This is a genomic window from Rhodococcus sp. K11/5, assembly GCF_055193735.1.
This window is the reverse complement of the sequence record NZ_CM143721.1, coordinates 2,360,453-2,374,904: the sequence shown is the minus strand read 5'-3', so window position 1 is coordinate 2,374,904 and position 14,452 is coordinate 2,360,453. Positions and strand designations below refer to the sequence as shown.

The 14,452-nt window shown below is 67.9% G+C and carries 12 protein-coding genes; 10 read left to right on the top strand and 2 right to left on the bottom strand.

Annotation, left to right across the window (positions count from 1 at the left end; all coding sequences use genetic code 11):
• Positions 1–4: 4 nt before the first annotated feature.
• Entirely contained in the window at positions 5–2,809 is a 2,805-nt protein-coding gene (locus ACY466_RS11200; RefSeq protein WP_463245478.1) for an aconitate hydratase, read from the bottom strand.
• A gap of 419 nt (positions 2,810–3,228) precedes the next feature.
• Here ACY466_RS11200 and ACY466_RS11195 point away from each other — a divergent pair, with 419 nt between their 5' ends.
• The 8 genes from ACY466_RS11195 to ACY466_RS11160 all read left to right on the top strand — a co-directional run bounded on the left by ACY466_RS11195 (position 3,229) and on the right by ACY466_RS11160 (position 12,131).
• Entirely contained in the window at positions 3,229–3,828 is a 600-nt protein-coding gene (locus ACY466_RS11195) for an Rv1476 family membrane protein (protein WP_463245477.1), read from the top strand.
• Positions 3,829–4,254: 426 nt separating this feature from the next.
• Positions 4,255–5,847 carry an NlpC/P60 family protein gene (locus ACY466_RS11190; RefSeq protein ID WP_463252232.1) on the top strand — a complete coding sequence of 531 codons (1,593 nt, stop codon included), beginning with the start codon at positions 4,255–4,257 and terminating at the stop codon, positions 5,845–5,847.
• Positions 5,848–5,982: 135 nt separating this feature from the next.
• A complete protein-coding gene (locus ACY466_RS11185; RefSeq protein ID WP_463245476.1) occupies positions 5,983–7,341 on the top strand; it encodes an AAA family ATPase in 1,359 nt (452 codons plus the stop codon).
• A 44-nt stretch (positions 7,342–7,385) separates the two neighbouring features.
• Positions 7,386–8,303, top strand: a complete 918-nt coding sequence (locus tag ACY466_RS11180) for a DUF58 domain-containing protein (protein ID WP_463245475.1) — start codon at positions 7,386–7,388, stop codon at positions 8,301–8,303.
• Positions 8,300–9,295, top strand: a complete 996-nt coding sequence (locus tag ACY466_RS11175) for a VWA domain-containing protein (RefSeq protein ID WP_463245474.1) — start codon at positions 8,300–8,302, stop codon at positions 9,293–9,295. The genes ACY466_RS11180 and ACY466_RS11175 overlap by 4 nt, the downstream gene beginning before the upstream one ends.
• Positions 9,296–9,380: 85 nt before the next feature.
• Positions 9,381–10,133 (top strand): 3-oxoacyl-ACP reductase FabG1, encoded by a 753-nt coding sequence (gene fabG1, locus ACY466_RS11170; RefSeq protein ID WP_463245473.1) that lies wholly within the window; start codon positions 9,381–9,383, stop codon positions 10,131–10,133.
• A gap of 62 nt (positions 10,134–10,195) precedes the next feature.
• Complete coding sequence (gene inhA, locus ACY466_RS11165; RefSeq protein WP_463245472.1) at positions 10,196–11,020, top strand: NADH-dependent enoyl-ACP reductase InhA; 825 nt, start codon at positions 10,196–10,198, stop codon at positions 11,018–11,020.
• Positions 11,021–11,072: 52 nt separating this feature from the next.
• Positions 11,073–12,131, top strand: coding sequence for a ferrochelatase (locus tag ACY466_RS11160; protein WP_463245471.1), 1,059 nt, complete (start codon positions 11,073–11,075; stop codon positions 12,129–12,131).
• Between the two features lie 37 nt (positions 12,132–12,168).
• Here ACY466_RS11160 and ACY466_RS11155 read toward each other — a convergent pair whose 3' ends face one another.
• Positions 12,169–12,987, bottom strand: coding sequence for a hypothetical protein (locus ACY466_RS11155; protein ID WP_463245469.1), 819 nt, complete (start codon positions 12,985–12,987; stop codon positions 12,169–12,171).
• A gap of 125 nt (positions 12,988–13,112) precedes the next feature.
• On the opposite strand from ACY466_RS11155, the gene ACY466_RS11150 reads away from it, so the two are divergent.
• Both ACY466_RS11150 and ACY466_RS11145 read left to right on the top strand, forming a co-directional pair.
• The gene (locus ACY466_RS11150; protein WP_463245468.1) at positions 13,113–13,949 is read left to right on the top strand and encodes a DUF3097 domain-containing protein; all 837 of its coding nucleotides are present in this window, start codon (positions 13,113–13,115) and stop codon (positions 13,947–13,949) included.
• 63 nt (positions 13,950–14,012) lie between these two features.
• The gene (locus ACY466_RS11145; RefSeq protein WP_463245467.1) at positions 14,013–14,444 is read left to right on the top strand and encodes an NfeD family protein; all 432 of its coding nucleotides are present in this window, start codon (positions 14,013–14,015) and stop codon (positions 14,442–14,444) included.
• The last annotated feature ends 8 nt before the right edge of the window (positions 14,445–14,452 follow it).

Sequence of the window (14,452 nt, the reverse complement as noted above, 5' to 3'; positions counted from 1 at the left end):
GAAATCAGCCGATCATGTTGCGCAGTACGTACTGCAGGATGCCGCCGTTGCGGTAGTACTCCGCCTCGCCGGGCGTGTCGATGCGCACCACGGCGTCGAACTCGATGGTCGAACCGTCCTCCTTGGTCGCGGTGACCTTCATGGTCGAGGGCGTGCGGCCCTCGTTCAGTTCGGTGATGCCCGTGATGTCGAAGGTCTCGGTGCCGTCCAGCTTCAGCGACGAGGCCGATTCGCCTGCGGGGAACTGCAGCGGGACGACGCCCATTCCGATGAGGTTGGAGCGGTGGATGCGCTCGAACGACTCGGTGATGACGGCCTTGACGCCGAGGAGGCGGGTGCCCTTCGCCGCCCAGTCGCGTGAGGACCCGGAACCGTATTCCTTGCCACCCAGGATGACCAGCGGGATGCCCGCCTCCTGGTAGTTCTGCGACGCGTCGTAGATGAAGGCCTGCGGGCCACCGTCCTGCGTGAAGTCGCGGGTGTAGCCACCCGAGACATCGTCGAGGAGTTGGTTGCGCAGTCGAATGTTCGCGAACGTTCCGCGAATCATCACCTCGTGGTTGCCTCGACGCGAGCCGAAGGAGTTGTAGTCCTTGCGCTCGACGCCGTGGTCGTCGAGGTACTGCGCAGCCGGCGTCCCGGCCTTGATGTTGCCGGCGGGGGAGATGTGGTCGGTGGTCACCGAATCGCCCAGGTACGCCAGCACTCGTGCGCCGGAGATGTCCGTGACGGGCTCCGGCTCCTTCGGCATGCCGTCGAAGTACGGAGGCTTGCGCACGTAGGTGGACTCGGCGTCCCACTCGAACGTCTTGCCGTCCGGGGTGGGCAATCCGCGCCAGCGCTCGTCGCCCTTGAAGACGTCGGCGTAGCCCTTGACGTACATCTCCTGCGTGATGGAGGAGGTGATCGTCTCCTGGATCTCCTTCTGGCTGGGCCAGATGTCCTTCAGGAACACGTCGTTACCGTCGTGGTCCTGACCCAACGCGTCGTTCTCGAAGTCGAAGTCCATGGTTCCGGCCAGGGCGTACGCGATGACCAGCGGCGGCGACGCCAGGTAGTTCATCTTCACGTCGGGGGAGATGCGACCCTCGAAGTTGCGGTTGCCGGACAGGACGGCGGTGACCGTGAGGTCGTTGTCCTGGATGGCCTCGGAGATCTTCGGATCCAGCGGGCCCGAGTTGCCGATGCAGGTGGCGCAGCCGTAACCGACCAGGAAGAAGCCCAGCTTCTCCAGGTACGGCCACATGCCGGCCTTGTCGTAGTAGTCCGTGACGACCTGCGACCCGGGTGCCATGGAGGTCTTGACCCACGGCTTGCTGGTGAGGCCCTTGTCGACGGCCTTCTTGGCCAGGAGAGCTGCGCCGAGCATGACCGACGGATTCGAGGTGTTGGTGCACGACGTGATCGACGCGATCGCGACGGCGCCGTGATCGAGCACGAACGAACCCTGTGCGTCGGAGTTGACGCGGATCGGGTTGGTCGGACGTCCCTCGGCGTTGCTGGCCGCGGAGTGCAGCGGCTCCGCACCGTCGTCGGCGAAAGTCAGTGTGGCCGGGTCGGAGCCGGGGAAGGTGCTGTCGAGGGCGTCGTCCAGTTGCGAGGGGGTCGCGTCGACCTCTTCACCACCGACGTAGTTGTGGATGTCCTTGCGGAACGCGATCTTGGACTCCGACAGCAGGATTCGGTCCTGCGGGCGCTTCGGTCCGGCGATCGAGGGCACCACGTCTCCGAGGTCGAGTTCGAGGTACTCGGAGTACGTCGCCTCGTTCGACGGGTCGTGCCACATGCCCTGCTCCTTGGCGTACGCCTCGACCAGCGCGAGCTGGTCCTCGGAGCGGCCGGTCAGGCGCAGGTAGTCGACGGTCTCGGAGTCGATCGGGAAGATCGCTGCCGTGGAACCGAACTCGGGGCTCATGTTGCCGAGCGTCGCGCGGTTCGCCAGCGGGACCTCGGCGACACCCTCGCCGTAGAACTCGACGAACTTGCCGACGACGCCGTGCTTGCGCAGCATGTCGGTCACCGTGAGAACCACGTCCGTCGCGGTCACGCCCGGCTTGATGCCACCGCTGAGCTTGAAGCCGACGACGCGGGGGATGAGCATGGAGACGGGCTGACCGAGCATGGCCGCCTCGGCCTCGATGCCGCCGACGCCCCAGCCGAGCACGCCGAGTCCGTTGACCATCGTGGTGTGGGAGTCGGTGCCGACGCAGGTGTCCGGGTACGCCTGACCGTTCCGGACCATGACGGTACGGGCGAGGTGCTCGATGTTGACCTGGTGCACGATGCCGGTGCCCGGCGGGACGACCTTGAAGTCGTCGAACGCGCCCTGGCCCCACCGCAGGAACTGGTAACGCTCTCCGTTGCGCTGGTACTCGATGTCGACGTTGCGCTCGAAAGCGTCGGCGCGGCCGAAGACGTCGATGACCACCGAGTGGTCGATGACCATCTCGGCGGGCGCGAGCGGGTTGACCTTCTCCGGGTCTCCGCCGAGGGCCGTGACGGCTTCGCGCATGGTGGCGAGGTCGACGATGCACGGCACGCCGGTGAAGTCCTGCATGAGCACGCGCGCGGGCGTGAACTGGATTTCGATGCTGGGATCCGCGGACGGGTCCCAGGCGGCGATCGCCTCGATGTGATCCTTGGTGATGTTCGACCCGTCCTCGGTGCGAAGGAGGTTCTCCGCGAGGACTTTCAGGGCATAGGGCAACTTGTCGGTGCCGGGAACGGACTTCAGTCGGAAGATCTCGTAGGAGTTCTCACCGACCTCCAGGGTTCCCTTTGCGCCGAACGAATCGATACTTGCGGTCACGTCAGCTCCACTCGTCTTTGTCTTTGCTCGCCGGCGACAGGGCTGTGTCGACGGCGCTGAGCGAGAGTCGGCATCTCGGTCGTGCGCGCGGGGCTGCGAACGCGTGTCCACGGTTCGCGGCGTGCATCGTGGCCTCGATCCCGCCTTACTCTCTCGTGGTTCAAGTCTAACAGTACGCTTGTCCTGTGAGATTCTCGGCAGAATCGCCGTACCGGCGAGCCGTCGATGTTTCACAGTCCACGACCATCGTCGTGCACACGATGACCTCGCGCAACGATCACGGTGGCCCGGCGCGCGGACGATGCGAGACGACACGGTGCGGTGCGGTTCGTACCGTATGGTCGAGCCGCGCGCACGTACCCCGGCCACCTTCCCGACCTCGGACCCTCGGGCCCACCCACTCTCGACGCGGACGGACGATGTCTCTTTCTCTTCACTCCCTGCCGCTGCTCACGCTGCCGGCCGCGACCGACGTTCCCGGACTCGACGTGCCGTCGATCCTGCTGGACGTGGCCGACGATTCGGTGTCCGCGCCCGGGGCCGACGCGGAGGCCCTGCGGTCCGTCGTCGATCGGGCTCGCGACGACGCGGTCGACCTGAAGGTCGTGGTGCTCGGGGGCCGGCTCGACCGAGATTCCGAGCTCCGCGATCTGGCGACGACGATCGGCACCGACGAAGGCGGCACGGTTCTGGTGCTCGCACCGGGACAGGTCGGTTCGTTCAGTACCTCCGTCGACAGGGTCACCCTCGAGGCCGGACAGGACCGCGCGTACGACGCCGACGTCGTCGTGTCCGCTCAGAACTTCGTGGACGAGGTCACCCAACCGGGTCCGCCCTACACGCTGATCACCGTTGCCCTGATTCTCCTCGTCGCCGCGGTCGCGGCGGCTACGTGGCTGGCGAACGTGCGCCGAGCCCGGCGGACCGTCGCCACTGCTCCTGTCGCCCACGCGGATCGGGCGTCCACCGGGAGGCGCCCGGACCCTCCTCGTGACGCGGGGTCCCCCTCCGACCGGTGATCGAGATGCTTTCGGGTCTCGTCACAAAAAAAGTCGAAAAATTCTTTTCTTCGCGAACGCCCTGATCAGCGGCGATGGCACTCGTCGAATCACACGAGTGGCATTTGTGACTGAAGTTTCCTATGCGTAGCAAGTGTCGTACGGTTCGCATGGCACTGCTTGGGGAAGAAGTGTCGCAGAGGGACTCGTTTCGGCTCTCGGGGTTCGTGGTGGGTCACGCGGACCGTGGGAGGCGTCTGGCTGCGTCGTCCTCCCCGTGCGCGTGAACGCGGCGGCGCCGCGTAGCGGACGTGAGGGAGACACAGCTTGAAGTACCACTTCGTCGATCGGTCCCGTCGGGACCGATCGAGCACAACGCCTGCGTCCGTTCCCTCGCGCGGACGTACCCGTCGGACCGTCGGGGGAGCAGCCCTGGCCTTCGCTCTGGTGGTCGGCTCCACCGGCTTTCTCGGCGCCGGCATCGCAGCAGCCGTACCCCCGCCTCCGCCGAACCCCTCCGACTCCGACCTCGCCGCGGCGGACTCGAGGGTCGGTGATTCGCTCGGCCGCGTGGGCGAACTGATCGACCGTGTCGCCGCGGCGAACGAGCAACTCGCCGCGATCGATGCGCGCGTCGCGATCAAGCGTGAGGACGTCAACAAGGCCCTCGTCGATCTTCAGAACGCCCGTACCGCCGCCGACGCCGCCGCCGCCATGGTCGGCGTGGCCCAACAGGCCCTTCGAGACGCAGGCGCCATGATCTCCGACGCCCAGCAGAAGTTCGACGCGTTCGCTGTCAACGACTATGTCCGCGGAACCGGCTCGGCCCGAGTGTCCTCCTTGCTCGATGCCGACGGACCCCGCGATGTGATCGATCGTGCTCAGATCCTGCGTCTGCTCTCCGACAAGCAGAACGCGGTATTGGACGGACTTCAGCGGGCACGCACGGAACAAGCCAACCGCGACTCCACCGCGCGGGCCAGCAAGATCGAAGCCGACCGCGCCTCCGCCGAGGCCGACGCCAAGAAGGTGCAGGCGGAACAGGCCATTGCCGCGGCCCTGACCGCTCAGCAGGAGCAAGCCGCTCAGAAGGCCGTCGTGGAGGCGCAGCGGGACAGCGCCGGGGCCGAACTGGACCGCGCGCGCAGCGAAGTGGTCGGCCTCCAGGGACAGCGGCAGGCGTACCGGACGTGGGACGAGCAACGGCAGGCCGAAGAAGCGGCCGAGGAAGCCGCCGCCGAGGCCGCGCGTGCCGCTGCCGTACAGGCCGCGGCTCGGGTGGCCGCGGACCAGGCCGCCGCCGATCGAGCCGCCGAGCTGGTTGCCGGACAGCGCGAACACACCGACCTCGAGGGCACGGCGGTCGCCGAATCCGACGTCACGACACTCCCGGCCCCGTCCACACAGGCCCCGTCCACACAGGCCCCGCCCACACGACTCCCGTCCACTTCCACACCCGGCACCTCGGACACCCCGTCGTCGTCCGACACCCTGGTCGGCGCCGTCACGCCCGGAACCTCGCCGTCGGTGACCGCACCCGGAACCACGCCGTCCGGAACGTCCGGCTCACCCTCCGGTCCGCGGGGAAGCACCGGCAAGAATCCGAACCTCACCGGCAGCGCGGCGATCGAGCTGGTGATCGACCGGGGTATGTCGATGATCGGAACGCCGTACTCGTGGGGCGGCGGGAACGAGAACGGCCCCACCAAGGGCATCCGTGACGGCGGCGTGGCCGACAGTTACGGCGACTTCGACAAGGTCGGTTTCGACTGCTCCGGCCTCATGATGTACGCATTCGGCGGCCTCGGTATCTCCTTGCCGCACTACACGGGATATCAGTACACCGCCGGCAAGCAGGTGCCGTCCTCGCAGATCAAGCGCGGCGACATGGTCTTCTACGGGCCCGGCGCCAGCCAGCACGTCGCGCTGTACCTCGGCGACGGGCAGATGCTCGAAGCGCCGCAGTCGGGGAGCTTCGTGAAGGTGTCACCGTTGCGGACGGCCGGCATGACGCCCTATGCCGTTCGATTGGTCGAGTGACCCGCGTGAACTGCTGAGACTCCACGTGTCGCGGGCACCTGCCATAGTGGTGTGCGAAACGTGGTCGACGTCGCCGGTTCGCATCGTCGGTCGTCGGGGCACACGAAGCGACCTGTCGGTCCGGGCAAGAAAGCGGTGGTTTCACAGGTGACGTCACGAGAGAACGACGCGACCGATCTTCAGCGGGACGTGCAGACCCTCGAGAAGGCCGTCTACGAGGTCAAGCGTGTCATCGTCGGGCAGGACCGGTTGGTCGAACGGATCCTCGTGGGGCTGCTCGCTCGCGGCCACGTTCTCCTCGAAGGCGTACCGGGTGTCGCCAAGACCCTCGCGGTCGAGACGTTCGCGACGGTCGTGGGGGGAACATTCTCCCGTGTGCAGTTCACTCCGGACCTCGTTCCCACCGACCTCATCGGTACGCGCATCTACCGACAGGGCAAAGAGGAGTTCGACACCGAACTCGGTCCCGTCGTGGCCAACTTCGTGCTGGCCGACGAGATCAACCGCGCCCCGGCCAAGGTGCAGTCCGCGCTGCTCGAGGTGATGGCCGAGCGCCACGTCTCCATCGGCGGACACACCTACCCGATGCCCGATCCGTTCCTGGTGATGGCGACGCAGAACCCCATCGAGAACGAGGGCGTCTACCCGCTCCCCGAGGCGCAGCGAGACCGCTTCCTGTTCAAGATCGTCGTCGACTACCCGTCGGTCGAGGAAGAGCGAGAGATCGTCTACCGGATGGGTGTCACGGCGCCGGTTCCGAAGCAGATTCTCGGCCCCGAGGAACTCGTGCGCCTGCAGAAGGTGGCGGCATCGGTGTTCGTGCACCACGCGTTGGTCGACTACGTCGTGCGAGTCATCGCAGCGACACGGACCCCGCGTGAGGTCGGACTCGACGACGTCGCGGGATGGATCGCCTACGGAGCCTCGCCTCGCGCCACCCTCGGCATCATCAGCGCCAGTCGTGCGCTGGCTTTTCTGCGGGGACGCGACTACGTCGTGCCGCAGGACGTGCTCGAGGTGGTTCCCGACGTCCTGCGTCATCGGCTGGTCCTGTCCTACGACGCGCTGGCGGACGAGGTCACCCCGGAGCAGGTGATCACCCGCATTCTCCAGACGGTCGGTCTTCCGCAGGTGGGCGCACAGGCCGTCCCTCAGCAGCAGTTCCCCTCGCAGCAGGATCCCCGGCACCAGGGTGCACCGCAACAGGCTGCGCCGCAGCAGTTTCCGCAGCAGCAGGGTCCGCGACCGCAGTTCCCACCGCAGCAGGGACCTGCGCCGCAAGGTCCGCAGCAGGGTCCGGTCCAGCCGCAGGGCCCCCAACAGCAGGGCCCCCAGCCACAGGGCCCCCAGCCACAGGGCCCCCAGCCACAGGGCCCCCAACAGCAGGGCCCTCGGCAGCCCGATGAGGCGCAGCCGGGATCGAACGGATCGGCCGGGAACGGACCGGCGCCCTGGTTGCAGAAGCAGGCACCCGCGACCGACCCGACGCGGTGACGGAGCCCTCGACGCCGGCACGTCCACACGGGGCGCCGCCGTCCATGCGATCCGGCACCCTCGAAGACCCACGGCTGTCGGCCGCCCTGCGCACCCTCGAGTTGTCCGTCCGACGACGCCTCGACGGCGTCCTGCACGGCGATCACCTGGGTCTGATCCCCGGCCCGGGATCGGAACCGGGCGACGCCCGCGAGTATCAACCCGGTGACGACGTACGCCAGATGGACTGGTCGGTCACGGCTCGCACCACACACGCCCACGTACGGCAGACCGTCGCCGATCGGGAACTCGAGACCTGGATGGCGATCGATCTCTCGGCGAGCCTCGACTTCGGCACCATCGGATGCGAGAAGCGCGATCTGGCCGTCGCGGCGGCCGCCGCCATCGCGCACCTGACCAGCGGTGGCGGCAACCGCATAGGCGCCGTCGTCGCCAACGGTGAGCGTCTCGTGCGTATTCCCGCGCGCGGGGGTCGCGCGCACATCCAATCGATGCTGCGCGCGATCGCCACGACACCGTCGGCGGCGGACGGGGTACGAGGCGATTTCGTCGGCGCCCTCGAATCGTTGCGTCGGCCCGAACGTCGTCGGGGCATGGTAGTGGTCGTCAGCGATTTTCTCGGTGGCACCGAATGGGAGCGCCCGTTGCGTGCGCTGGCGGCACGACACGAGGTCCTGGCCGTCGAGGTGCTCGATCCCCGCGATCTGGATCTGCCCGACGTCGGTGACATCGTGCTGCACGATCCGGAGTCCGGTCGGACCCGAGAGTTCTCGGTGACACCGCAGCTGCGGGCGGACTTCGCGCGAGCCGCCGCCGACCATCGGTCCGACGTCGAGAAGATCCTTCGTCGGTGCAGCGCACCGCGAATGACACTGCGGACCGACGGTGATTGGATCGCGGACGTGGTGCGCTTCGTGTCCCGGCGTCGCCACGGTGCGAGCGCGGGAGCGATGCTGCGGTGAGCCTCTCCGAATTCTCGTCACCCTGGTGGCTGCTGTTCCTGCTCGTGGTCGTCGGATTGGCCGTCGGATACGTCGCCGCGCAGCGACGGCGGCAGCGAAACACCATGCGGTTCGCGAACATGGAGCTGCTCGAGCGGGTGGCGCCGGCGCGCCCCGGCCGCATCCGACACCTTCCCACTGCGTTGGTGCTCGTCGGTCTGATGTTCCTGACCGTCGCCCTGGCCGGCCCCACGTCGGATCAGCGGGTCCCGCGCAACCGGGCCACCGTCATGCTCGTCGTCGACGTGTCTCTGTCGATGGAGGCGACCGACGTGGAGCCCTCCCGGCTCGCGGCGGCGCAGGAGGCGGGCAAGAACTTCGCCGACGGGTTGACCCCGGGCATCAACCTGGGCCTCGTTGCCTTCGCCGGCACCGCGTCGGTCCTGGTGTCGCCGACCCCCGACCGCGAAGCGACCAAGACCGCCATCGACAACCTGAGGCTCGCCGAGCGCACCGCCACCGGCGAGGCGATCTTCACGTCCATGCAGTCGATCGAGACGCTCGGGGCAGTGTTGGGCGGCGGCGAGTCCGCGCCTCCCGCGCGCATCGTGTTGCTCTCCGACGGCAAGCAGACCGTGCCCGAGAGCGAGGACGATCCTCGCGGCGCGTACACCGCGGCGCGAGAAGCGGAGTCGAAGGGAATTCCCATCTCCACCATCTCGTTCGGCACGGGCTTCGGAACCGTCGACATCACGGACGAATCCGGTGGCACCCAACGGGTCGCGGTGCCGGTGGACGATCCGTCGCTCGAGGAGATCGCGAACCTCTCGGGCGGCAGTTTCTTCAGCGCGTCGAGTCTCGAGGAACTGACCGAGGTCTACGAGACCCTCGAGGAGCAGATCGGTTTCGAGATCACGCGCGGTGACGCCAGCCGCCCCTGGTCCATCGCCGGAGTTCTGTTCATCGCGGCGGGACTTGTCACAGCTTTGGCGTTGCGCCAGCGGCTGCCCTGAGGCTCATCGGTACCATTCGTCGAGCCGGAACGGCCTCCCGTGCGGACGAACCCCGTGCGGTCCCTCGAGAAGAACAGGTCCACGCATGTCCTCTGCGTCCGAAGCGTCACCGTCCACTCCCGCCGAAGCGTTCGTCTCGCGCTCGGTCCTGGTGACCGGCGGGAACCGTGGGATCGGACTGGCCGTGGCGCGTCGACTCGCGGCGGACGGTCACAAGGTGGCGGTCACCCATCGCAGTTCCGGTGCGCCGGACGGTCTGTTCGGTGTGCAGTGCGACGTGACGGACTCGGCATCGGTCGATGCAGCATTCACCGCGGTGGAGGAGCACCAGGGCCCGGTCGAGGTTCTCGTGGCCAACGCCGGCATCACCGACGACACCCTTCTCATGCGGATGACCGAGGAGCAGTTCACCTCGGTCATCGACGCGAATCTCACGGGGGCGTTCCGTGTGGCCAAGCGCGCATCCCGGTCGATGCTGCGCGCTCGGTTCGGGCGGTTCGTGTTCCTGGGCTCGGTCGTCGGTCAGGCCGGCGGCCCCGGCCAGATCAACTACGCCTCCTCCAAGGCCGGTGTGGTCGGCATGGCGCGGTCGCTGACCCGTGAACTGGGGTCCCGGTCGATCACCGCCAACGTGGTCGCACCCGGGTTCATCGAGACGGACATGACCGCGGAGTTGGACGACAAGCTGCGCGATCAGGCCCGCGAGTACATCCCCCTCAAGCGGCTCGGAAAGCCCGAGGACGTCGCGGCGGTCGTGAGCTTCCTCGCCTCTCCGGACTCGAGTTACGTCTCCGGCGCGATCATCCCGGTCGACGGCGGCATGGGCATGGGTCACTGACCGACGGAACCCGTCCACCCGACGCGACGCGTCCACTTGTTCTCTCACCGAAAGGCACACGCATGAGCGGCTTGCTCGAAGGAAAGACCATCCTGATCACGGGGATCATCACCGACGCCTCGATCGCCTTCCACGCGGCGAAGATGGCGCAGGAACAGGGCGCCAAGGTCGTCATCACCGGGTTCGACCGTCTTCGGCTGATCGATCGCATCGCCCAGCGGCTTCCGAAGGAGGTGCCGCCGGCGATCGAACTCGACGCCACGAACGAGGAGCACCTCGCCGCGCTGGCCGGCCGGATCCAGGAGGTCGCTCCGGAGGGCATCGACGGAGTCCTGCACTCCATCGCGTTCGCGCCGCGGTCCCTCATGGGACCGGGCTCGTTGCCGTTCCTCGAGGGTCCCGGTCCCGATGCGGCCGCGGCGTTCCAGATCTCGGCGTGGAGTTACGCCTCCCTCGCTCGCGCGGTCCTGCCCGTCATGAACCGTGGCGGTTCGATCGTCGGTATGGACTTCGACCCCCGCACGTCGATGCCGTTCTACAACTGGATGGGTGTGGCGAAAGCCGCGCTGGAATCGGTGAACCGGTACGTCGCTCGCGAGGTCGGCGAGGCGAAGGGCATTCGATCCAATCTCGTTGCGGCCGGACCGATCAAGACCCTGGCAGCCAAGGCCATCGCCGGTACGGCCACCGGGGACGCGTCGAAGATGGAGCAGCTCAACGAGTACTGGGACGGGGCGTCCCCGATCGGATGGGACGTCAACGACCCCACCGCGGTGGCCAAGTCGATCTGTGCGTTGCTCTCGGACTGGCTGCCGGCCACGACCGGGTCCATCGTCTACGTCGACGGAGGTGCGAGCCACAACACCTGGTTCCCCGAGAACATGTAGTTCGGGGTCCACCGCTCGGCGAGGCACGATCGCGGCGGGGCACAATGGGGACATGACGTTCGATGCTCTCCTGCTCCTGTCCTTCGGCGGTCCGGAAGGACCGGACGAGGTGCGTCCCTTCCTCGAGAATGTCACCCGCGGTCGGGGTGTCCCTCCCGAGCGGCTGGACGAAGTGGCCGAGCACTACCACCACTTCGGAGGGGTCTCGCCGATCAATCGGCTCAACCGCGAGATCATCGCGGCGGTCGAAGCCGAATTCGCGCTCACCGGAATCGATCTGCCGGTCTACTTCGGTAACCGCAACTGGCACCCCATGATCGAGGACACCGTCGCCACGATGCGCGACGACGGTGTTCGCTCCGCCCTGGTCTTTCCCACCTCTGCCTGGGGCGGGTACTCGGGATGCCGCCAGTACCACGAGGACATCGCGCGGGCGAGAGACGCGGTATCGGGGGCTCCCGAACTGCAGAAGATCCGCCAGTACTACGACCATCCTCTGATGGTCGAGGCGTTCGCCGACGCCATCGTGTCCGCGCGGACCGGTCTGCCCGCCGAGCGCCGAGACACGGCTCGACTGGTGTTCACGGCCCACTCGGTTCCGGTCTCGGCCGACGAGGCCGCCGGTCCGCCGTTCGCCGGGGGCAATCTGTACAGCCGCCAGGTCGCGGAAGCGGCGAGGCTGTGTGCTGCGGCGGCGGGGTTCGACGAGTTCGACGTGGTGTGGCAGTCCCGGTCCGGTCCGCCGCAGATCCCGTGGCTCGACCCGGATATCTGCGATCACCTCGAAACACTGTCCGAGCGAGGGGTGGACGCGGTGATCGTGTGCCCGGTGGGGTTCGTGTCCGACCACCTCGAGGTGGTGTGGGATCTGGACACCGAGGCGACGGAGAAAGCCGACGAGCTCGGAATGTCGTTGGTGCGCGCGGGAACTCCCGGCGCCGATCCCCGTTTCGCCACCCTGGTCCGAACGTTGGTGCAGGAACAGACGGTCGGAACCGAGGCGCTGCGACTGGGCCGCGAGCCGGCTTTCGGCAGCACACGCGACGGCTCGCCGTGCAACCCGAACTGCTGTGAACCTCCCGTACGGCGCAGGCCCGCCCCGACGTCCTGACCCCGACCGGCGTCTCGATCCGGTCGAGTGCCCGGCCTCAGCGGCGTGGACCGAGGAACTCGTCGATCGCGGCGCCGACGGCCACGCGGCGAGCGGTTCGCACGGACGCCAGCAAGGGTCGGAGAAGGTCCTCGCGAGCCGCGGCGGCGGTGCTCGTCGCCGCGTCGGACGGCGAGGTCGTCCGCGCCGCCTCCAGAATCGCCGCGACGCGGTCCGCGGTGTCCAGCACGCGCGTGGTGCGCTGGGGCAGTGGGGGATAGCGGTGCCGTTGCGTACCGGCGAGGCGCTCGGCGATCAACGTGTGCGGGTCACCCACGACGCGGCTGTTCGCGACGGTGTGTTGCGCGGCCAGCGCGTCGGCCGCGTCTCGCACCGTGTCGCGCAACGAGAACTCGACGTCACCGAGGGACAGATCGCGTCGCGGCCGCGGTACGCGCACCGAGAACACGGTCCAGCGCAACACGTCCGGTCCCTCCGGGGTGGGGACGAACCCGACGCCGTTTCCGTCGGGAGGGCCGACCAGGACTCCCTCGCCGGCCATCACCGCCGCGGTCGCGAAGTCCGTGCCGACGGGTAGTCCGGCGACGTCGCCGGGCGCGGGGAGTACCAGGTCGATTCCCGGGTTGCCGCCGTCGGCCGGAGTCGCGTCCCGGACGGCGCGCAACAGGTCGGTGAGACCGGACTCCCGAGGGGTGGGCCAGGGCAGATCGAGGCGCTCGGCGGTGGCGGGGTCGGCGGCCACCAGCAGATGCATCGGCGACCATTCCGCGAGAGCATCGAGAACGTCGTCGGGTGCTACGGCCCCGGCGAGCCAGGCGCCGGACCAGATCGCGAGACTGGCTGAGGGAGTGGACACGAGAATCCAGTCTAGGTCGGCGTGGCGGCGAGTGCTCGAGGCGACGTTCTCGCTAGCGTTGCCCGTCGACGGTCGGCCCTCGCGCCGACCGACGGCGAGAACTCGAACGACGACGAGAGTGAGACATGGCGGGCGACAGCAGATACGGCGGAGACATCTTCGCCGGGCACCCGCGGCGAGCGCAGCGAACGGTGCCGTCGATCCCTGCGGACCGGGATCTCGTGGTCGAGGACGCGGAAACCGGGTTCTGCGGTGCGGTGGTCGGATTCGAGAAGTCCTACGACGGCGACTTCGTCCGCCTCGAGGACGGGCGGGGCCGCACCCGCATCTTCGCGATGAGGCCCGCGTCGTTTCTCGTCGACGGTGCGCCCGTCACGTTGACCAAACCGGTGTCTCGACCCGTCACTGCGCCGGAGCGCTCGGCCTCGGGTTCGACCAGGGTCGCCGACGTTCGTGCGAAAGTGGCTCTGCCGAGCCGCATCTGGGTCGAGGGCATTCACGACGCGGCCATCGTCGAGCGGGTGTGGGGGCACGATCTCCGCGTGGAGGGCGTCGTGGTCGAACACCTCGAGGGCCTCGACAATCTCGCCGAGCGGCTGCAGGCGTTTCGACCCGGCACGGGTCGGCGCGTCGGAGTGCTCGTCGACCACCTGGTCGAAGGCTCCAAGGAAGAGCACCTGACGCGATCGCTGGGGCCGCACGTGAGTGTGACCGGTCACCCGTACATCGATGTGTGGGAAGCAGTTCGGCCGTCGTCCGTCGGGATCTCCGCCTGGCCCCGTATTCCGCGCGGCGAGGACTGGAAGACCGGAGTCTGCCGCGAATTGGGTTGGGGAACACCGCGCGACGGCTGGCGGCGCGTCTACGCCGCGGTGACGTCGTTCCGCGACCTCGAGGCCCCGCTCATCGGGGCGGTCGAACGGCTGGTCGATTTCGTGACCGAGCCCGAAACGTCTGGATAACAATCGTCGGCCCCGGGCATTCGCGACCCCCCGGCCGGTCCGCGTCAACGTACTGTGGAGTTCGTGGTTGCACTTCTTTGGCTCGTAGGCGCGGTACTTCTCGCTGCCGGTGAGGCGTTGTCGGGAGATTTCTTCTTGCTGATGCTGGCCGGTGGTGCACTCGGCACGGCCGGAGTGTCGGCGCTCGTCGACGGTCCGGTATGGATCGACGCCATCGTGTTCGCGGCGTTGTCGGCGGGCCTGATCCTCGGTGTCCGTCCGATGTTGACGCGGCGTTTTCGTAATCCTCCCGCTGTTCCCATGGGAGTCGAGGCATTGACGGGTAAGTCCGCCGTCGTGGTCGCCGAGATCGCCGAGCATTCGGGAACGGTGAACCTGGACGGTGACGTCTGGACCGCACGCCCGCTCGATCCCACCGAGGTGTACACGGCCGGAACCACCGTGACCGTGATGAAGATCGACGGCGCCACAGCCGTCGTGTGGAAAGGACCGTGACCACTTCT